Origin of the sequence: Paraburkholderia dilworthii, assembly GCF_000472525.1 — a bacterium.
GTDB lineage: Bacteria > Pseudomonadota > Gammaproteobacteria > Burkholderiales > Burkholderiaceae > Paraburkholderia > Paraburkholderia dilworthii.
The window spans coordinates 199,100-218,563 of the sequence record NZ_AWZT01000001.1 but is presented as its reverse complement, the minus strand read 5'-3'; the positions used below and the strand labels follow the sequence as shown (position 1 = coordinate 218,563).

At 62.0% G+C, this 19,464-nt stretch carries 17 protein-coding genes; 6 read left to right on the top strand and 11 right to left on the bottom strand.

The genetic code is table 11. The annotated features are described in order from the left end of the window. Positions 1-46: 46 nt before the first annotated feature. The 3 genes from F759_RS0101050 to F759_RS0101040 all read right to left on the bottom strand — a co-directional run bounded on the left by F759_RS0101050 (position 47) and on the right by F759_RS0101040 (position 2,901). Positions 47-679, bottom strand: coding sequence for a CoxG family protein (locus F759_RS0101050; RefSeq protein WP_027798212.1), 633 nt, complete (start codon positions 677-679; stop codon positions 47-49). A gap of 114 nt (positions 680-793) precedes the next feature. Next, a complete protein-coding gene (locus F759_RS0101045) occupies positions 794-2,251 on the bottom strand; it encodes a UbiD family decarboxylase (protein WP_027798211.1) in 1,458 nt (485 codons plus the stop codon). Positions 2,252-2,463: 212 nt separating this feature from the next. After that, the gene (locus F759_RS0101040; RefSeq protein WP_027798210.1) at positions 2,464-2,901 is read right to left on the bottom strand and encodes a PaaI family thioesterase; all 438 of its coding nucleotides are present in this window, start codon (positions 2,899-2,901) and stop codon (positions 2,464-2,466) included. Between the two features lie 365 nt (positions 2,902-3,266). Between F759_RS0101040 and F759_RS0101035 the strand changes: the two genes are divergently transcribed. Beyond that, on the top strand, positions 3,267-4,232 hold the full coding sequence (locus F759_RS0101035; RefSeq protein ID WP_027798209.1) for a LysR substrate-binding domain-containing protein: 966 nt from the start codon (positions 3,267-3,269) through the stop codon (positions 4,230-4,232). Positions 4,233-4,236: 4 nt separating this feature from the next. Beyond that, positions 4,237-5,850 (top strand): class I adenylate-forming enzyme family protein, encoded by a 1,614-nt coding sequence (locus F759_RS0101030; RefSeq protein ID WP_027798208.1) that lies wholly within the window; start codon positions 4,237-4,239, stop codon positions 5,848-5,850. Between the two features lie 10 nt (positions 5,851-5,860). Here the strand turns inward: F759_RS0101030 and F759_RS0101025 are convergent, their stop codons facing one another. The 6 genes from F759_RS0101025 to F759_RS0101000 all read right to left on the bottom strand — a co-directional run bounded on the left by F759_RS0101025 (position 5,861) and on the right by F759_RS0101000 (position 12,340). After that, positions 5,861-6,238: a RidA family protein gene (locus F759_RS0101025; protein WP_027798207.1), complete on the bottom strand. Its 378-nt coding sequence runs from the start codon at positions 6,236-6,238 to the stop codon at positions 5,861-5,863. Between the two features lie 3 nt (positions 6,239-6,241). Then, positions 6,242-7,642, bottom strand: a complete 1,401-nt coding sequence (locus F759_RS0101020; protein ID WP_027798206.1) for an MFS transporter — start codon at positions 7,640-7,642, stop codon at positions 6,242-6,244. Positions 7,643-7,734: 92 nt separating this feature from the next. Continuing rightward, entirely contained in the window at positions 7,735-8,235 is a 501-nt protein-coding gene (locus F759_RS0101015; RefSeq protein WP_027798205.1) for a (2Fe-2S)-binding protein, read from the bottom strand. Positions 8,236-8,237: 2 nt separating this feature from the next. Beyond that, entirely contained in the window at positions 8,238-10,553 is a 2,316-nt protein-coding gene (locus F759_RS0101010; RefSeq protein ID WP_027798204.1) for a xanthine dehydrogenase family protein molybdopterin-binding subunit, read from the bottom strand. Beyond that, a complete protein-coding gene (locus F759_RS0101005; RefSeq protein ID WP_027798203.1) occupies positions 10,553-11,446 on the bottom strand; it encodes an FAD binding domain-containing protein in 894 nt (297 codons plus the stop codon). The genes F759_RS0101010 and F759_RS0101005 overlap by 1 nt, the downstream gene beginning before the upstream one ends. A gap of 57 nt (positions 11,447-11,503) precedes the next feature. Next, complete coding sequence (locus F759_RS0101000; RefSeq protein ID WP_027798202.1) at positions 11,504-12,340, bottom strand: alpha/beta fold hydrolase; 837 nt, start codon at positions 12,338-12,340, stop codon at positions 11,504-11,506. Positions 12,341-12,787: 447 nt separating this feature from the next. Between F759_RS0101000 and F759_RS0100995 the strand changes: the two genes are divergently transcribed. The 3 genes from F759_RS0100995 to F759_RS0100985 all read left to right on the top strand — a co-directional run bounded on the left by F759_RS0100995 (position 12,788) and on the right by F759_RS0100985 (position 15,585). Further along, on the top strand, positions 12,788-13,579 hold the full coding sequence (locus F759_RS0100995; protein WP_027798201.1) for an ABC transporter permease: 792 nt from the start codon (positions 12,788-12,790) through the stop codon (positions 13,577-13,579). A gap of 98 nt (positions 13,580-13,677) precedes the next feature. Next, positions 13,678-14,670 (top strand): ABC transporter substrate-binding protein, encoded by a 993-nt coding sequence (locus tag F759_RS0100990; RefSeq protein ID WP_027798200.1) that lies wholly within the window; start codon positions 13,678-13,680, stop codon positions 14,668-14,670. 78 nt (positions 14,671-14,748) lie between these two features. Continuing rightward, positions 14,749-15,585: an ABC transporter ATP-binding protein gene (locus F759_RS0100985; protein ID WP_027798199.1), complete on the top strand. Its 837-nt coding sequence runs from the start codon at positions 14,749-14,751 to the stop codon at positions 15,583-15,585. 99 nt (positions 15,586-15,684) lie between these two features. On the opposite strand, the gene F759_RS0100980 is transcribed toward F759_RS0100985, so the two are convergent. Next, the gene (locus tag F759_RS0100980; protein WP_027798198.1) at positions 15,685-16,776 is read right to left on the bottom strand and encodes a porin; all 1,092 of its coding nucleotides are present in this window, start codon (positions 16,774-16,776) and stop codon (positions 15,685-15,687) included. A gap of 197 nt (positions 16,777-16,973) precedes the next feature. Further along, positions 16,974-18,614, bottom strand: a complete 1,641-nt coding sequence (locus F759_RS0100975) for a UbiD family decarboxylase (RefSeq protein WP_027798197.1) — start codon at positions 18,612-18,614, stop codon at positions 16,974-16,976. A 236-nt stretch (positions 18,615-18,850) separates the two neighbouring features. On the opposite strand from F759_RS0100975, the gene F759_RS0100970 reads away from it, so the two are divergent. Then, a complete protein-coding gene (locus F759_RS0100970; RefSeq protein WP_027798196.1) occupies positions 18,851-19,453 on the top strand; it encodes a UbiX family flavin prenyltransferase in 603 nt (200 codons plus the stop codon). Positions 19,454-19,464: the final 11 nt, after the last annotated feature.

Here is a 19,464-nt window from a genome sequence, read left to right as displayed (position 1 = left end):
CGGGCGGCAACGCCCCACACCTTGCTCCAGCGCCCCGTCGTTGTTATCAATGCAATGCGTACACTGCGATCAGCGCAAGGACCACCACCACGCCCAGCGCCCATGTCAGGTTTCTTGCGCCAGCGCCGGATGCGGTATCCGCGGCTGCGGGAGTGGCCGCGCGAGCTTCGCTCGATGCTGTAGCCGGGTCCGGTTCCGCTTCATGCAGCGACGCCGCGCCGTTCACCACCGCGGGTTGCGGCCCGACGACAGCAGCCGTGAAGCGCCCGAAGAAGTCCTCCGCCATTTTTCGCGCGACGCCGTCGATCAGTCTCGCGCCCACCTGCGCGAGACGCCCGCCCACCTGAGCATGCGACCGGTACACGAGCCGCGTGCCGCCGCCATCGGCGAGCAGGTCGACATGCGCGCCGCCCTTGCCGAACCCCGCCGCGCCACCCGATCCCTCGAAGGTCATCGAATACGACTGCGGCGGCTGCAAATCGGTGAGTGTCATCCTGCCTTTAAAACGTGCCTTGATCGGGCCGACTGATGCGGCCATCACCATCTGAAACTGGTTGTCGTCGACGCGTTCGAACGACTCGCAACCGGGCACCGAGGCCCTGAGTATTTCGGGGTCGTTCAACGCAGCCCACACGCGTTCGCGCGGCAACGGCAGAATCTGTTCGCCTGTCAGTTCCATGTACAACTCTCCTTGTCGGCCGCCTTCACCGTTGAGCTCGACTGCGCCCGGTCATAAACGGCGGCTCGCATGATGTTTGATCCGGCTGTCACGTTGCATTGCATTGCAAACGCGTCAGCCGAGAATGTGGTCCCATTTCGCGCGCGTCTTGTCCTGCAGTTCCTTACTCGCCTCCGCTACCTGCGGAAACTCCGCGAGAAAATCGAACGGACGGCAGGCGTCGATAATGGCCTTCGAGTTGAACGGCGCCTTGTACGGATTCGCAATCGACATGGGATCGTTCTTCGAACCCATGCCGCGCTTGACGATGTCGATATCGATGTCCGGATCGGTACGCGTCGCGACCGCCCACATGACTTCCTGCAGATTGGCGGGATCGATGTCGTCGTCGACCACGATCGAATAGCGCGACATGTATGCGCCCACGCCGCACTGGCTGAGAATGTGTGCTGCCTGCCGCGCGTGCCCCGCGTAGCGCTGACGGATCGACACCACGTTGAACATGCGCGCGCCGCCGATTTCGTGCGCCCACACGCCGGCGACATCGGGCACGCCCGCTGCCTGCAACGCGTCGACGAGCAGCGCCGAGCGCATCACGGCCTTCGAATACGAGTAGTCGTTCGGCGGCTTTGCCGGCGGGCTGCCCATGATGATCGGGTTGTCGCGGTAATAGATGCGCTCGATGGTCACAACCGGCGCCGTCTCCGCTTTACCGGGGTAATAGCCGTGGAATTCGCCAAAGGGCCCTTCTATCCTGACGTCGCCGGGATGCGCATAGCCTTCGATCACGATCTCGGACGCGCTCGGAAACGGCAGGCCGGTCAGCTGTCCGGTTACCACCGAAACAGGCTTCTTCAGGATCGCGCCGATGTAGTTGTATTCGCACATGCCGAAGGGCACTTCGATGCCCGAAATCAGATAGCCGAGCGGGTCGCAGCCGATCACGATTGCGACCGGAAACGGTTTACCCGCTCTCATGTGCTTGTCGTACTGAATCGCGCCGTGCTTGCCCGGAATCATGTCGAGGCCAACGTGGTTGCGATCGTGGATCATCACGCGGTAAGTGCCGACATTGATCCAGTCGGAGTCGAGGTCTTTCGTTACTACCATGCAGCCGGTGCCGATATATCGACCGCCATCCTTTTCATGCCACAGCGGTGCAGGAAACGAGAACAGGTCGACGTCCTCGCCGGACTGGACGTTGTCGAACACAGGGCCGTCCGCAACCGGCACCGGATCATATTCGGGCGCGTGTGCCTGCCATTGCTTCGGCCTGCCACGCAGTGTTTCGACCAGCGCGCGATGCGTTGCCTGAGGCCCCACGCGCAAAATCGACGACAGTCGCGCGGGGCTCGCGGTGCTGCACGTCAGCACGCGATGCCCCTTCGGGTAGTCGGGGATATCGTCGAAGAGCAGCGCCGAAGGCCGCTCCTTCTTCACGTTCAACTCGCTGATCGCGCCGAGTTCCAGATTCCAGTCTGCGCCCGATACATCGGTCAATTCGCCGAGCGCGCGCGCCTCGTCGAGCCATGCTCGCAGATCGAGCGAATGGGAAGTCGAACTCTCTGTCACGTCGTGTGTCTCCGATAGTTTCGTGATTCTTGCTCATGCAGGGGCTGCGCATGTCCTCGTCGCGCAGCGCCTCTTCACTGATTGACCGCCACATTGAAGCAACCCGGCGCCGCACGCAAACGACCATCGTTCATGACAGGGATGAGAAGGATTCATGGGATAGCCAGGATGGCGCACCCAGACGGGAATCGCCCCGATGCGAACGCCTCATCTCAATCGAGCTCGCCAGGCGAGGCGCCCGACAGCTCGCGCCGTCCATAACCGCCCGCATACTTGAACGTGCCCTGCGCGGTGGCGATCAGCGTCTTCGAATCGATCCACGCCTCGCCGCGCGCGAAGTACACCGACCTGCCCTTGCGTTCCAGAAAGCCCTTGCCGATCAACGTCTCGCCCACGCCCTTATCGAGGAAGTTCAGCGTCAACGAAAGCGTCACCGCGTGTATCGGCCGCTGCGGATCGGCGCTATAAAGGCCTGCGTAGCCGCAGGCCGCATCGAGCAACGTCGCCACCACGCCGCCTTGCAGCACCCGTTGCCGGTTCAGCAATTCAGGCTGCAAATGCAGGCGAAACTCCGCATAGCCATCGCGCCACGCCGTGCGCGACATGCCGAGGCTGGCGAGAAACGGATTTTCCAGCACATCGATATCCACTCTTGTTCTCTCCCTTGCGCGCTTGAACGGGCCGTACTGCCAGCGGTTTCCGTTGTTCATGCGCGGCCCGGCCTGTTCGCGTTCCGGGTTTGTAACGATTGATTAATGTGCGCCGATAGACGACGCTTCGCTCGACTGGTCCAAGAGTGCATGAGCGCTTTCGACGCGCGCAAACTAACTTTTCTCATGCCGGCATGAAAAAGTTTCATTTCCTCGGGGTCCGTAACCAGCCGATCATCCAGGCATTCGTGCAGCTTTCCGCCTGGGCCGCCGACAAGTACCCACGCGCCCGTGCCAGGCGCCGAACGCACCGATGAGACTCGCTACGACCACTACCAGGCGTCCTTGCATTGCGCTGACATCAGATGAGACCCTACATTCCCTCGCTTCAAAGCCTGCTCGCATTCGAAGCCGCCTCGCGGCATTTAAGCTTCACCCGCGCAGCACAGGAACTCGAGTTGACGCAAACGGCCATCAGTCATCAGATCAAGACATTGGAAGACCGGCTCGAGGTGAAGCTCTTCGTGCGCCGCCGCAACGTCCTGACGCTGACTCCGGCCGCACGCGAATATCTGGATTCCGTGCATGAGGCGATCAATCTGCTGTCCATCGCCACGGCTCATGCGCGCAAGAAAAAACCGAGCACCGTGCTCACGGTTACTTGCCTGCCGACTTACGCGGTCAAATGCCTGATTCCCGCGCTGCCGGAGTTCCAGCGCGCTCACCCGGACATTACGGTTCACGTGGCGACCAGCTCGACGTTCAACGAGTTCGACCGCAACAGCTACGACGTCGCGATCCGTTATGGCTCGGGGCGTTGGGCGTCCGCGCGCTCGGACCGCCTGCATGGCGAGGAATTTTTCCCCGTGTGCTCGCCCGCCGTGCTGGAGGAAGCCGGCAAGTTCGAATCGGTAGGGGAAGCGCTTTCGCGCATGCGACAGATACGCACGTACTTTTATTCGATGTATCAGGACGACTGGCCCGGATGGCTCGAAGCGGCGGTGCGCGAGCCGATCGAGTTCGCCGGCGAGTCCGTGTTCCATCTGCAGCTCACGTCGCTCGCAGCGGCGGTTGACGGCGTTGGCATAGCGATCGGCCGCACGCCTCTCGTGAACGGCGATCTGGCGAGCGGCAAACTGGTTGCGCCATTCGACGTGCGCGTGCCGTCGAATTCCGCGTATTTCGTTTCGTCGCCCAACGACAAGGCGCGCACGAAGAAGGTCGAAGCTTTTCGCGAGTGGGCGCTCGCGCGGCTTGGCGAAAACCGTGATCGCGACAGCGATGCGACGCAATTCGAGGTGGCCTCGCCTTCCGTGCCCGAGCCCTGCTGAGTTCATGTCCAGCACCCATCAGCCCACGACCGATCCGCCCTTTCGCAGCGTCGCTGCCCTGCTCGACCAGCATCGGCGAGCAACGCCTGACAAGCCCGCAATCGTCGATGTGGAACGGCGGGTGAGCATGAGCTTCGAAGAACTGGCGCACTCGGTCGACGCGATCGCCAGACAATTCGCGCAGCGCGGCGTGACTAAGGGCACACGTGTCGTGCTCGCCGACTGCGAAGCGCCCGACAAGCTGCTGCTGTGGCTCGGCGCGTGGCGCCTCGGTGCAATCGTGTGTCCGCTCGACGTGCCCTTCGTCGGCAAAGAGACCGCGCGCAAGCTGCTCGACACGATCCGGCCAAAACTGATTGTGTTTCCCGCCGACGCCGCCGATACCTCCGTCGCGGGTGCGAACGTGCGGGCCGTGCGTTTCGTTCCATGGGCCTGCGTCGATCACGACCATGGCGGCGTCGGCAGCGACACGATCTCATTGCAGGAAAAAGCGCATGACGCCACGCCGTTGCCGGACGGCGCGACGATATGCACGCCTGGCGACATTGCGTCGATGTGCTGCACCTCCGGCACGACGGGCATTCCGAAAATCGTCGTGTATGACCACAAGTCGTACTGGCTGAACGGCCTCGACAGCATCGACCTGCTCGGATCGAGCCGCGACGACCGCATGCTCGAGTACCGTTCGTTCGACTGGTACTCGGCGCAGATACTCAGTTTCATCCCGTTCCTGCAACTCGGTTCGACGCTGTGCGTCGCGCGCCGTTTCTCGCGCAGCCAGTTCGGCGAGTGGATTCGCGAGCAGCGGATCACCATTTGCGCGGGCGTGCCCACGGTTCTGAACATGCTTCTCGAAGCACCGCTCGATGTAAGCGCCGACACCTTCGCGTCGCTACGCGCGATGACATGCAGCACCGCGCCGCTATCGTCCGTTCAATGGAGGCGCTTCGAAAAGCTGTACGGCATTCGCATCCTGAACCTGTATGGCTCATCGGAAGCGGGATGGATGTGCGGCAACCGGCTGCAACATCGCAAGCTCGGGACGGTCGGCTATCCGGCCGCGCATATCCGCTTCGATATCGTGGACGCCAACGGCATGCCCTGCGCCGCGGATGTCGAAGGCCAGGTTGTGGTCGACGGCGAAAAGCTCGCGCTCGGCGTGCTGCAACAGGACGGCTCTCTGCTGCCGATTCGCGGCGCGCCGCTTTTCACGCGCGACGTCGCTTCATGCGATACCGACGGCTTCGTGCGCATGGCGGCCCGCATGGACGACCTGATCATTCGCGGCGGCGTGAAAATCGTGCCGCAGGAAATCGAGGACGTGATGCGCACGCATTCACATGTGCAGGACGTCGCGGCGCTCGGCGTGCCCGACCCGGTGTACGGGCAGGAAACTGTCTGTTTCGTGGTCTTGCAGCCGGGCATTACGCCGAACCCGGAAGCATTGCGCGCGCACTGCCGCCGTCAACTGCCGCGCGAAAAGATGCCGAAGGACATCTATCCGGTTGCAGTACTGCCGCGCAGCGCGCGCGGCAAGCTTCTGCGCGACGCGCTGCGTCAACAGTGGTGGGGAATCGTCAACTCGCGGCCGGATTTGTCGGAGCCGGAGCGGGAGTAGAGCAGCGCGCCTATTCAGCGCGATAGGCCACCATCTGCAATTCGACCAGAAAACCGTGATGCAACTCGGGCACGGGCACAACCGCGCGCGAGGGCTTATGCGCACCGAAATACTCCGCGTAGAGCCGGTTGAACTCCGGCCAGTTCTTCACATCGACGATATACGCGGTGCACTGCGCGACGTCCGTCAGCGCGCAACCCGCTTCGTCCAGTACCCGTTGGCAATGGGCGAGCGTCGCGCGCACCTGACGTTCGAAGTTGTCTGGACCGTCAGTGGCCACGCCAGGCCCCGGCAGCATGCCGGACACGAACGTGAAGCCGCCCGCCTGCACGGCCTGCGAATAGTGGCCGCCCGGAGCCGGCGCCTTGTCGGTAAAGATGAAATTCATGGTTCAGATCTCTTCAGGTAAAGGTTGGCCACGTGTTTCCGGTAGCCACGGCGCGAGCGCAAGGCCTACCAGATAGACAAAACCGACCGTGACCGCCGCGTGACCGTAGCCGCCGAAGCGGGTAATCAGCGTGCCGGCGACGAGCGGCCCCGTCCATGCAAGAAAGCGCGGAACGTTGAAACACAGCGCGATGGCAGTGCCGCGCACGCGCGTCGGATAAAGCTCCGGCAGCCATGTGGGCATCCACGTATATTGCCCGAGGCTGAAAAAACCGGCCACGCAGGCGACCGCCAGCAGCAGGCCAACGTTGTGGGTCCACATGAAGAGCACTGGCGTCAACACGAACGCCATCGCGAAGAAGAGGCACGTGATGCGCTTACGGCCATACGCATCAGCAAGAAAACCGAGACCGATATAGCCGCTGATCGCGCCGACGTTATACGCCATGCCCGCGAAGCTCGCCCACGAGGCCGCAGGCAGCCCCGCATGCGCGGCGACCGAGCCGATGTACGGCGGCACCCATGTCGAGATGCCCCACCAGCCGAGCGTCGTGCTGAGCGACATCAGCACGGCGATCCACGTACGGCGGCGCAGTTTCGGATCGGCGAGCAGATCGACGAGCGTAAAGCGTGCAAGCGCCTGTTCGCGCTCGTCGAGCGCGGCCCCTGACTTCCTGCGCGCAAGCGTCGCCTTGCGCTCCTTGTTCACGCGCTGCCACTGCTCCGACTCGGGAATACCGGCACGCATCCACAGTGTCGCGAGACCCGGCAGCACGCCAATCAGATACATGTAGCGCCACGCATGCTCACCCGCGCCGCTCATGAAAAGCCATATCAGCGAAGCGACGAAAAAACCCGTACCGAGTCCGCATTGCATGAGCCCCGCACCCTTGCCGCGATGCCGGTCGGGCCAGATCTCGGCGGTCATCGCGGTGCCCGTCGCCCACTCGGAACCCATCGCGAGACCGACGATAAAGCGCAGCGCCGCGAACGACGCCCAGTCCCATGACAGTGCGCTCAAGCCCGTGGTCAGCGAATACGCGAGAATCGCGAACATCATCATCCGCTTGCGGCCGATATAGTCGGTGAGAATCCCGCCGATCAATCCGCCGATACCCCACCCCAGCAACGTCAACGCGATCACGAGCCCTGCGTAGAACGGGATCTGCGCGTGCTCGGACGGCGCGAGCAACTGGCCCAGGGCGCCGCCCACGGTGAGAACGAGTGCATAGGTTTCGTATCCGTCGAAGAACCAGCCGAGATTCGACGCGATAAGCGCGCTCCACTGCTGCCGGTTGATCGAGCGATACCACACTGCTTCCGTCGCGACATCTCCGGCAACGCGAGCGTCCCCGCGCAAGCCGCGTGTGCCGCCGCCGGGCCTCTCCTCCAGAGGTTGCTGCATCGACTGTCTCCTCGATGTCATTGCGCGCGCCATGTCGTCTGTTGTTCTGCAGACGCGCGTTACTGCGTTGGCTTCAAAGGCGTCTGGGCGCTTTACACCGCAGCGGCGGTCCTCGCCGACTTGCGCATCTGCGCGGCGAGCTTCACGGCCTGGATGATCTCCGGATACGCGGCGCAACGGCAAAGATTGCCCGACAGGAAATGCCGGATCTCCGCTTCGCTCGGGTCCGGATTGCGCTCGAGCAACTGGCGGCTCATCAGTATGAAGCCTGCCGTGCAAAAGCCGCACTGAAACGCGCCGCACTCGATAAACGCCTGCTGTACCGCGTCGAGCTCGCCGTCGGCGTCGAGGTTTTCGACGGTGCTGACCTCGCCGCCGTCGACCATCGCAGCGAGATAAAGGCAGCCCGACACGCTTTCGCCGTTGACGATTACAGTGCAGCACCCGCACAGCCCCTGACCGCAGCTTTCACGGGCGCCATACAGCGCGAATTGCTGACGCAACACTTCCAGAATCGTGTGATGCGGCTCGATCTCGGCACTGACGCGCTCGCCGTTCAGCGTGAAATGAATCTGGATGGAAGTAGCGCTCATGATTATTCCTCGGATAGCGGTTCATTGCGCGCGGCGCACAGCGCGCGGTACACACTCTCAGGCGTGAGCGGCAAAGACTTCAGACGCACACCGACCGCGTCCTCGATGGCTTCCGCGATTGCCGACGCGACGCCGAAAGTCGAACTCTCGCCAACGCCCTTCGCGCCGAACGGTCCGTTGTTCTGCACGGAGTCCACCGTCTCGCGCCCGATAGTCGCCGGAATATCGTGAATGCCCGGAATCTTGTACTCCGCGAACGACGCATTGCGAAGCTGCCCGACCTCGTCGAACTCCATGCGCTCGAAGAGCGTAATACCGAGTTGCATGATGGCCGCGCCGGAAATCTGCGTATCGACCACTTTCGGATTGATCGGCGTGCCGCAATCGACCACATGCTCGAAGCGCAACAGCTTGAAGTGGCCCGTCTCCGTATCGACTTCGACTTCGACGCCGCAGCCGCCCACCATCCAGTTCGGCGTGATGTTCTCGGACTGGCCCGTCTCGTGTTCCGGCGACGTGTACGAAGGAATGAAGCTGCCGATACCGACGATGTTGCCCGCCTGCATTCCATACTTGCGCCGCAGCAGTTCGCCCGCGCGGCTTGCCGGCGCGGCCGGCACGCCCAGTTCGTTCGCCAGTTCGGCGAGCTTGCGGTTCACGTCCTCGGCGGCGAGGCGCACGGCGTGGCCCATGTGGAATGTGGAGCGCGAGCCGAGCGTCGCCATGTCGTAAGGCGTTACGTCCGTATCCGGCCGCATCACGCGGATGCGCTCGGCGGGAATGCCCAGCACTTCGCCGGCCATCAGTGCAATCGCGGTTTCCGACGCCTGCCCCATGTCCACCGTGCTCGAATAGACCGTGCAACTCCCGTCACCCGCGAGGCTCACCATTGCCATCGACGTGGTCGGCGCAACCAGCGCCTTGAAGCCGACGCCAATGCCGCGCCCGCGCCGCAGCGTGCCTGTGCCGCGCTCGAACGGGGCCGCCCAGTTCATCCGCCCGGCGACCCGTTCGAGCACGAGGTCGATCGCCGCGTCATGCATCGGTGTGCCGGTTGCATGCGGACGTCCTTCGCGCAAAATATTGCGGCGGCGGAATTCGAGCGGATCGATACAAAGCGCGCGCGAAATCATGTCGGCATGGCTCTCGTATGCCCACACCATCTGCGGAATGCCGAAGCCGCGAAACGCGCCGGCGGGCGGCAGATTCGTGTAGACCTGATACGAATCGATCCATACGTTCTCGATATCGTACGGGCCTGAAGCCGTGAAGCCCGACTTCTGCGTGACGCGCGGCCCTATATCCGCATACGCGCCACCGTTCCACCACACCTCGCATTTGCGTGCCGTAATGCGGCCTTCTTCGTTCACGGCGGTTTTCATGCGGAACGTCGTCGCATGCTTGGTGATCGTGAAGAACTGCTCTTCCATCGTCAGTGAAATCTTCACGCTGCGCCGCGACAGCAGTGCAAGCGCGACGACGAGCGCTTCGAGCTTGATATAGAGCTTCGCGCCGAAGCCGCCGCCGAGCAGCGCCGACTTCACGCGCACGCGATTCTCGTCCCAGCCGAGCAGGCGCGCAATCTCGATGCGCACAAACGACGGGCTCTGCGAAGCCGTGTGCACCGTCAGCATGCCAGTGCCGAGATCGGACTCGGCAAGCGACACCATCGGCTCAAGCGGCGTATGCATGACCTGTTGCGTCGTGAACGTATCGTCGAATACATGCGCAGCGGTTGCAAAGGCCGCTTCGACGTCGCCACGCCGCAACTGGAAGTCGAGCGCCACGTTCGTGCCCTTGCGGCCCGCCAGATGCTTCAGATCGGGGAACGTACCGGCCGGGCGCAGGAAGTCGTGGACGAGAACATCGGATCGCGCGGCCTCCACTTCGTTGAACACCGCGGGCAACTCCTGGTACTCCGCCATGATCAGATGCGTCGCCTCTTCGGCGACATGCGGGTCGGCAGCAAGCACGACGGCAACGGGCTCGCCGATATAGCGCACTTTGTCCAACGCGAGAATCGGCTGATCGTGAAACGCCGGTCCATAGTACGGCTCGGGAATCACCTTGCGGATATCTTCGCCGGTATACACCGCGAATACGCCTTCCATTTCGCGCGCGGCGCTCGTGTCGATATTGACGATCTTGCCGTGCGCCACAGTGCTGCGAAAAATCTTGCCGTACAGCATGCGCGGCAGCACGAGGTTGTGAATGTACTCGGCGCGGCCCGTCACTTTCGAGCGCGCTTCGAGCCGGTTCAATGCGCGGCCTACCTGCTTGCCTGCCGGCTGTTCTTCCAGCGTCTTGTCGATCTTCATTACGCGTGCCCCTCGAATTGAGCGGCGTGTCCGCTAGCGGCGGCCAGCGCCGTGCGCACCGCACGGCCCAGATAGACCTTAAGCAGTTGCTTCTTGTAGCTCGCGGACCCATGAGGATCGCCGACGATGTCCAGTTGCGCCGCGCCGGCCTCACCTGCTTCTCGCAGAATCGCGTCGTCGGGTAATGCGCCGCGCAACAGCGCCTCGGCTTGCGTAAGCCGCGTCGGCCGATCCGTTGCTGCGCCGACGATCACGCTCGCGCGACCAATGCGCTGTCCCTGCATGTCGAGCACGACCGCGACGCCGAGCGCGGGCCAGTCGTGCGCCGCGCGCGTCGTGACCTTCATGTACGCAGCGGGTCGCCCTGCTTGCGGCGGCACGATCACTTCGGAGATCAGTTCATCGCGAGCGAGCACCGTTTCGTAGTAACCGGTGCACAATTCCTCGACGGGCACGATGCGTTCGCCGTACGGACCCGTGATGGTTACGCGTGCGCCAAGCGACGTAAGCACCGGCGGCATGTCCATATGAGGATCGGCGTGACCGAGATTGCCGCCGATCGTCGCGACATTGCGCACCCGCACATTCGACAGCGTGCGCAAAGTGCGAGCGATAAGCGGCCAGCGTTCCTTCACGAGCGGCGAATGCTCGAGCGTCGCCAGTCGCGTCAAACCGCCGATGCGCAACTCGCCGTTTTCGCCAGCGTGAACCTGCGCATAATGCGGCTCGATATCGCGCAAACTGACGAGGCGCGTTGGCCGTAACACGCCGGCTTTCATCATCAACATCACCGCCGTGCCGCCGCCCATCGGGCGGATATCCGGGTCTTCCGGATCCAGCAGCGCGATCGCTTCCTTCAGCGACCGCGGCCTCGCGAGCTCAAACGGAATCATCTAAAGCACTCCTTGTTGCGCGTGTTTCTGCATGTTTCTGCGCGTTTGTCGATCGATCTAACGGGCACAGCCTGCGCGATCGAGCAGCGTGTGCAGTTCGCGAGCGACGATGTCCGGCGTCTCCAGCGGCGTAAGGTGCCGCGCTTTCGGGATCTCCGTGAACGTCGAACCGGCAATGCCCGCGTGAAGTGCGCGCGCCATCGCAGGCGTCGCCGCATAGTCCTCTTCGCCGACGATCACGCATGTCGGCACTTTGACGTCTTTCATCAGCGCGCGGCCGTCGAACGAACCGAGCATGCGGCCCGTCGCGGCGAACGCAGCAACGTCATTGCGCAAGAAGGTATCGACGCAGCGCTGCACCACGTCGGGATGCTCGGTGCGGAACGGGTCGCTGAACCAGCGTGTCGTCTGAAAGCCGACCAGCGGCGCGAGGCCGCCGCTTTCGGCTTTTTCGGCGCGCACGTTCCAGTCTTGCGGCGCGCTTTCGCCGTACCATGCGGTCGTGTCGATCAGGCCCGCGGCGATCGCGTCGGGACAAGTGGCCGCGAACTGCAACGCGACGCACCCGCCCATCGAGGCGCCCGCTATCAGCACGTTGCGAAAGTCCGTCGCGCGCAGCACGTCGTACACGTCCTGAGCAAACAGCGACACGGTGTATGGGCCCGTCGGCTTGTCCGACGCGCCGTGCCCGCGCGCGTCGATGGCAAGCACGGAAGCCCGTGGCAGCAGACGCTCGACGACGGGCGTCCAGAAGTGACGGTCCATTGCGAGCGAATGCACGAGCACCACGCGCACCGTGTTTTCCTTCGCGCCGTAGAGGTTGTAGCCGATTCGCGTGCTGTCCCTCACGGTAACGTGCGACGACACGACGTCGGGATGGGTCGGTTGATTCATTGCGTACTCCACTGGCTGTCGGATGGGTTCGAGTTCGGGTTATCGAGCCCGCAGCCGGATATTGCGGGTTACCCACAGGCCCGGCAAACGACGATCTTTCATGTAAAGCATGAAAACAATTCATCGGCTGCGAACGAGCGTTCCATGACATGAGCGACTCCGCGCGCTTCGCGCCGCTCATGTGGCAGCGGATGAATTTCTCTCATATGCGGCATGAACAATTAGCGTTTGCCCGGCGCCTGGCTCGCCGTCAATCTTGCTGCGAGCAGCGTGGCACAGCGCGCCGGCGCATGCCTGCATATGTCGGCGCAACACTGCAATACCGCAACAGGCGTGTGAGAACGGCGCGCCTTGCCGGTTGCACGTACTGCCGCCGCGGCCTGGCCTCTAGCCGATCGCGCGATTGCGCGCCTTTTTCCAGCTTCCCAACCACAAAGGTCGAATGCCGTGAACTTCACCAGGAAATTCCTGAACTCGCAGTGGGTCCGTCCGCTGCTGCTGATCGTGGTGATCCTGCTCGCATGGGATCTCGTCATACGCGTCTTCAAGATTCCACCGTATCTGGTGCCCACGCCCGAATCGATCCTGCATCAGATGGCCGCGCAATGGTCGATGCTGCTGGAAGAGTCGCTGCCGACGCTGTACGCGACGCTCGGCGGCTTCGCGCTGTCGGTATTGATCGGCGTGCCGATCGCGATGCTGGTCGCCGCGTCGCCATTGATCGAGAGCTACCTGTATCCGCTCGTCGTGTTTTCACAGAGCATTCCGAAAGTGGCGATTGCGCCGCTGTTCGTCGTCTGGTTCGGCTTTGGACTTTTTCCGCGCATGCTCGTTGCTTTCCTGCTCGGCTTCTTTCCGGTCGTGGTGTCGACAGTGCTGGGTTTCAAATCGGTCGAAAAAGATCTGATCGATCTCGCGAAGTCGATGGGCAGCTCGCCCGTGAAAACCTTCTTCAAGATCAGCTTGCCGCACGCGCTGCCCGCGATTTTCGCCAGCATGAAAGTGTCGATCACGCTTGCAGTGGTCGGCGCGGTGGTCGGCGAATTCGTCGGGGCCAACTCGGGGCTCGGCTTCGTGCTGCAACGTGCAAACGGCAACTTCGACCAGCCTCTGATCTTCTCGGCGCTGGTCGTGCTGTCGGTGATCGGCGCGCTGCTGTTCGTCGCAATCGACATGCTGGAGCGCATCGCTATTCCGTGGCATGCGTCGCATCGCTCGCGTCTGCTCGGACGCACGTAACGCACGTAACGCACGTCACGCATGCGCCGCTTGCGCTTTGACCATCCACATCAATAAGCATGCAGTACCCAGTCCATCGGGCACAGGAAGGAGACACCATGAAATCACGAAAGCCGACGCGCATGGCGGCCGCGCTGAGTTTTGCCGCGGTCTGCTGCGCAAGCAATGTCGCCCACGCGAAAGATTCGCTGACGTTGATGCTCAACTACACGGTCAACGGCGCGGTGGCGCCGTTCTATCTCGGCAAGGTGAAAGGCTACTACGACGCCGAAGGCATCGACCTCAAGCTGATGGAGGGACATGGTTCGGGACCGACCGTGCAGGCGGTGGCGACGCATAACGTCGATATTGGCTATGCGGACTTCAGCACGATGGTCAAGGTCGCTGCAATGGGCGCACCCGTGAAGGCGATCGGCGTTCTCATGCAGGAAAACCCGACCTCCGTGGTGGGCCTCGCGGAGAAGAACATCAAAACGCCGCAGGACATCAAGGGCAAAACGGTAGCGGTTGCGCCCGGCGATGCGTCGTCGCAGATATGGACGATGTTCATGAACAAGGTGGGCCTGAAGGACTCGGACTTCAAGACCATTACGGGCAATCCGCAGACCACCATCAACGCCGTCATCACCGGCCAGGCCGATCTGCTGGTCGGCTTCGCAACGATCCCGCTTATCTCTGTCGAGCAGGCCACGAAGAAACCCGCACGCGCCATTCTGTTCGCCGACTACAACGTGAATGTGGCGACGCTTAGCATTATCGCGCGCGACGACACGATCAAGGACCATGCCGATCTGCTGAAACGCTTCATGCGCGCGACGGCGAAATCGGTGGACGACAGCGAAAAAGACCCGGCCGCGGCCGTCGATGCGCTGCTCAAAACGCTGCCCGCCGCTGGTTCACGCGACACGATGATCCGCACGCTCAAGGCGACGATCCCCTTCTATCGCACGCCGGAAACGGAGAAGGCGCCGATCTTCCACGTCAGCACGAAGAATATCGACGACTCCGTGGCCGCGATCGTGCGGTACAGCAAGCTCGACCCCGCAGCGAACGCGCCCGCGAAGTACTACACCGGCGCATTCGTTCCGTGATCTGCATGAACCACATGAGCCACATGAGCGGCGATAAGGCCGCCGCATCGTTCCCCGTTCACCTGAAACCGGCCCGCTATGACCACCGTACTGAAGCTTGACGACAAGCACCACCGATCTTTTTCCGCGCCCGCGCCTGCCAGGCCGCTGATAGAACTGCGCGGCGTGACCAAGAGCTATCGCAGCGCTCAGGGCATGATGGAAGCGTTGAAACCGCTCGACTTCGAGATTCGCGAGCAGGAGTTCGTCTCGATCGTGGGACCGTCCGGATGCGGCAAAAGCACACTACTGAAGATGGTCGCCGGGCTTGAGGCGATTTCATCGGGAACGATGACCCTGTCCGGTCAGCCGATTCGCGGGCCGCAAAAGAACGTAGGTATCGTATTCCAGAGCGCCGTACTGCTGGCGTGGCGCAACGTGCTCGACAACATTCTGTTGCAGGCGGAAATGCGCCGCATGCCGAAGCGCGAGGCGCGCGAAAAGGCGATGCGGCTGATCGACATGGCGGGTCTCAAGGGCTTCGAGGAAAAGTATCCGTGGCAGCTTTCCGGCGGCATGCAACAGCGCGTCTCGATCTGCCGCGCGCTGCTGCATGAGCCGTCGGTTCTGTTGATGGACGAACCGTTCGGCGCGCTCGATGCAATGACGCGCGAAAGCATGAATATGGAACTACAGCGTATCTGGCTCGAATCGAGGAAAACCGTGCTGCTCATTACACATAGCATTCCCGAAGCGGTATTTCTATCGGACCGGGTACTGGTGATGTCGGAGCGGCCGGGCTCGATTGCCGCGATCTACGACATCGATCTGCCGCGTCCGCGTTCACTCGAAGTGATGGCCACGCCCGCATTTCTGCATTACACGAAGACCATTCGCTCGCACTTCAATGCGCAAGGATCGCTCGACGATCACTGAGTAGGCACTACCTACTTTGCGCGCAAGAAGAAAACCGGTTGAAACCTGCGAGGTTCCAACCGGTTTTTCCAGTTGCGTCGATTGGAAAGCAAAGTACTGCTAGAACCAGTGGTTCATACCAAAAGAGATACCCGTCTGCTTCTGGTGGCCCGACGCGTTCAACGTCGAATTGCTGACATAAACGCCGGTGAAATGCGTGTAGTCGATGTCCGCATAAAGCTCGGTGCGCTTGGACAACAGATAGTCGATGCCGATAATCGCCACATCTTTTCTGCCGTCCACGCCGCCGGTCTTGTTCTTATTGTCGTAATACGCGGCCGTCACGCTGAAAAACGGCGTGGCCTGATAGCGCACGCCGCCCCACAGGTATTGATTGCGCGTCATGCTGCGCGCGGAGGCGGGCGTGTCCTGCAAATCCAGCGAATAGCCGGCCATTACATCGACTGGCCCCACTGTCACTGTGCCGCCTGCGGTGTATTGCTCGTTGCTGAAATATTCACTCGAGGTCGCCATCAGCGGATTCGACTTGTGGGTGTAGCCCGCGCCCAATTTGAGCGTGCGGCTACGATAATTCAGGCCGCCGGCGAGTGTGGAACCATGTGCGGCGCTGCCGGGCACGCCGCCCAGCGCGTACTCGCCGCGAACCACCCACGGTCCGAAAATGCCGCGATAGTTGATGTCGTTGTCATCGCGTCCGGTATTGCCGCCCGACACCGCAGTAGACTCGGTAATGCCGAGGTAATGGAAGTCGAACGGCTCGAAGTCCTTGACCACGAAATGCTGCAACGTATATTGCCGGCCAATGTCGATCTGCCCGAACGGTCCGCCGATACCGACGGTCGACGTGCGCTGGAAGATCTGATTATTCGTGTTGTTGTTCGCACCGGTCGAAAGTACAAAGCCTGCTTCCAGATTAAAGCGCGCGTAATAGCCGCCTCCCAGATCTTCCTTACCCTCCAGGCCCCAGCGGTTCGAATTGTAGACGCCGTTCGACGCCATCGTCAGCGCAGCGCCGCCTGCTTTTGTTCCGTTCACGAGATTGCGCAAGCCGCCATCCAGTGACCCGTATAACGTGACGCTGCTTTGCGCATACGCCGCGCCGCTCGAAAGTCCCAGCAAGGTCAGTGCTGCGAGCGAGCGCGTCAAAATGCCTACGCGTTGAGCGGGGACTACTCCTCCTTTTTCGTGCATATCTCCTCCATCGATGTCGTTCTATTGATATGGCGGGACGTGCAGGACGTGACGCTTCCTGCGCCGTCCACCGCGGGTGTACAGAAGCATCCCGCTCGAAGCGACGTGCGCCGGCCTGCGGTTGGAAAACCGCAGGCCGCCCGCACCGCGCGAGACACTCCTTTACTGCTTCGGGAAAAGGCCGCTACAGCGGCGCCTTACATGTCCTTCTTTTCGGCGAAGAACCAGTCCGAGTCCTTGTTGATCCACTCGGGCCCGACGCGTTGACGCGTCTGTTCCTCGCCAGTCTCGAAGTACTCGCCCTTCACGGCGCGCTGCGCCATCGCCTCGTTGCGCTCGTCCCAGTCGCCCATCGACACGCCGTACCACGGCCATTCGGGCCGCAGCGCCGGCAGGCCGAGTTCTTCCCAGATCGCCTTCGCGTTTTCCATGTACTCACGTGTGGGCAGCGAGAGCGGCGGCAGTTTCTCCTTGCGTGTCGCGTTCATCAGGATCACGCCATCCACTGCGTCGTCGCCGCGCTCCGCGCCCGACGTGCGCGGACCATGCCCGGTGTCGCGGCCGTGCAGGATCTGTACGTCCTTGATCGCGTTCATCCGGTAGCTCATCGACCAGAAGATTGCGTCGCTGTTTTCGGGGTTGATGTCGTTGCTAACAGCAACGACCAGCTTGCCGACGGCCGGCTGCAACGACGCCGCGCCCATCAGCGCGCGCCAGATCTCCGTCTCCGTTGCCTTCTCGCTGAACACGACGATGACGAGCTTGCGCAAATTGGTCAGCGGCTCGTGCATCACGACCTTCTCGACGCTCGCGATTCGCAGCGAATTCTTCAGATGGTCGAGAAACAGCGGCTCGAAGGCGACCTTCTTGACGAGCGAGCTTTCGCTCGGCGTAACCTGACTGATGATCGACACGAGATGCGCGTTCTTGCGCCGCGTAATCGCGGTGACGTTCATGTACGGATTGAATTCCTGCAGATTCACGTGACCGTGCGATTCGCCGAATGGCCCTTCGGGTTCGAGCGTATCGGTCGGCACGAAGCCTTCGATCACGATTTCGGCGTCGGCAGGCACGAGCAGATCGTTGGTCTTGCACCTCACCACGCGCAGCGGTTCGCCTAGAATCGCGCCAGCCACGCCCAGTTCATCGACGTCGATAGGCAGCTTTTGTACCGAGCAGAACGAGACTGCCGGGTGACCGCCGATCACGAGCGCTGCGGGCATCGGCTGGCCCATTGCCTTGTACTTGAGCCAATGCTGATAGATGCCTTGCCCCATCTCGATCGACGGATTGCAGCCGACACGGCGCTTGCCCTTGATCTGTCCGCGATACGTGCCCATGTTCTGCACGCCGTTTTCCGGATCGACGGAGATGTACTGCGAGCACGTGGTATACGGCGCGTTGTCGAAGCCCGGGGTCGAGATCGGAATCGGCAGATGTTCGAGGCCTTGACCGTCGACGTCGAGCTCATCGCCGATAAAGCACACTTCCTGGCACGGCGCTTCCTGCACCACGACGGGCGCGATCGGATTGCCCTTCGCCTGCTGCCACTTCTTGCCGATCTGATCGACGGGCACGCCCATGCCGATCGAGTACACCTCGCGGTTGATCGACAACGCCCCCACTACGACCGGCAGCTCATACCGGCGTCCCTTGCTATCAACGACGTTATGAAATATGAACGCCTTGCGATCCGACTCGGGAATACCGCCGCGCAACTGCCAGCGCACGAGCGGATGGAGTTCGGTGTCCTTGTTGATTTCGCGGTGTACGTGGACGACAAGGCCTTTTTCATCCAGGGCCTGCAAATGTGTCTGGAAAGAAGGGAAATTTTTCATGACTGTCCGGTGAATGATCAAGGGGAACGACGGTGAGCGCAGACTGAGGCAGAACGCCCTCCCCTCGCAAACGCTGATTTCTCATGTACGTCATGAACGGATTTCATCCACGGACAATGAACGGGCCTCATGCCACGCATGAACAGATTTCGTTTGATGGACGCGGCGCATCTCGTGCAACCTGAACGCGCAGACACACGAACATGCCGCACTGCGGATCAACGAGAGACGATGAAATGGACCGACGCAAACGTATCGTGGTGGGAATCAGCGGCGCTTCCGGCGTCGTCTATGGCGTCAGGCTGCTGGAAATGCTGCGCGCGCTCGATGTGGAATCGCATCTGGTCATGAGCCGCTCGGCGCAAATGACACTCGCCTACGAAACGGACCTGCGCACAGCCGACGTGCAGGCGCTCGCTCATGAGCACTATCCCAACGCCGATATCGGCGCGGCGATTTCGAGCGGTTCGTTTCGCGTCGACGGCATGATCGTCGCGCCGTGTTCGATGAAGACGCTGGCCGAGATAGCGACCGGCAATACGGGTTCTTTGCTATCGCGCGCCGCAGATGTGATGCTGAAGGAGCGCAAGCGAGTCGTGCTGATGGTGCGCGAAACGCCGCTGCATCTGGGGCATCTGCGCAATATGACGGCCGCAACCGAAACGGGCGCGATCATCTATCCGCCGGTGCCGGCGTTCTACGCGCGGCCCGACAATCTGCAATCGATGATCGACCACACGCTTGGACGCGTGCTGGACCTGTTCGATATCGACGCGGGCACAGTCAAGCGCTGGACCGGCGAAGCCAGTCAGAAACTTGTGAGCGTGGCGAACGGCTGACCCGCGCGCCT

Excerpts from the sequence above, each read along its gene's own strand:
- F759_RS0100970 (WP_027798196.1), top strand. The coding sequence starts at position 18,851 with ATGGACCGACGCAAACGTATCGTGGTGGGAATCAGCGGCGCTTCCGGC.
- F759_RS0100990 (WP_027798200.1), top strand. The coding sequence starts at position 13,678 with ATGAAATCACGAAAGCCGACGCGCATGGCGGCCGCGCTGAGTTTTGCC.
- F759_RS0101020 (WP_027798206.1), bottom strand. The coding sequence starts at position 7,642 with ATGCAGCAACCTCTGGAGGAGAGGCCCGGCGGCGGCACACGCGGCTTG.
- F759_RS0100975 (WP_027798197.1), bottom strand. The coding sequence starts at position 18,614 with ATGAAAAATTTCCCTTCTTTCCAGACACATTTGCAGGCCCTGGATGAA.
- F759_RS0100985 (WP_027798199.1), top strand. The coding sequence starts at position 14,749 with ATGACCACCGTACTGAAGCTTGACGACAAGCACCACCGATCTTTTTCC.
- F759_RS0101030 (WP_027798208.1), top strand. The coding sequence starts at position 4,237 with ATGTCCAGCACCCATCAGCCCACGACCGATCCGCCCTTTCGCAGCGTC.
- F759_RS0101010 (WP_027798204.1), bottom strand. The coding sequence starts at position 10,553 with ATGAAGATCGACAAGACGCTGGAAGAACAGCCGGCAGGCAAGCAGGTA.
- F759_RS0101005 (WP_027798203.1), bottom strand. The coding sequence starts at position 11,446 with ATGATTCCGTTTGAGCTCGCGAGGCCGCGGTCGCTGAAGGAAGCGATC.
- F759_RS0100980 (WP_027798198.1), bottom strand. The coding sequence starts at position 16,776 with ATGCACGAAAAAGGAGGAGTAGTCCCCGCTCAACGCGTAGGCATTTTG.
- F759_RS0101000 (WP_027798202.1), bottom strand. The coding sequence starts at position 12,340 with ATGAATCAACCGACCCATCCCGACGTCGTGTCGTCGCACGTTACCGTG.
- F759_RS0101015 (WP_027798205.1), bottom strand. The coding sequence starts at position 8,235 with ATGAGCGCTACTTCCATCCAGATTCATTTCACGCTGAACGGCGAGCGC.
- F759_RS0101035 (WP_027798209.1), top strand. The coding sequence starts at position 3,267 with ATGAGACCCTACATTCCCTCGCTTCAAAGCCTGCTCGCATTCGAAGCC.
- F759_RS0101050 (WP_027798212.1), bottom strand. The coding sequence starts at position 679 with ATGGAACTGACAGGCGAACAGATTCTGCCGTTGCCGCGCGAACGCGTG.
- F759_RS0101025 (WP_027798207.1), bottom strand. The coding sequence starts at position 6,238 with ATGAATTTCATCTTTACCGACAAGGCGCCGGCTCCGGGCGGCCACTAT.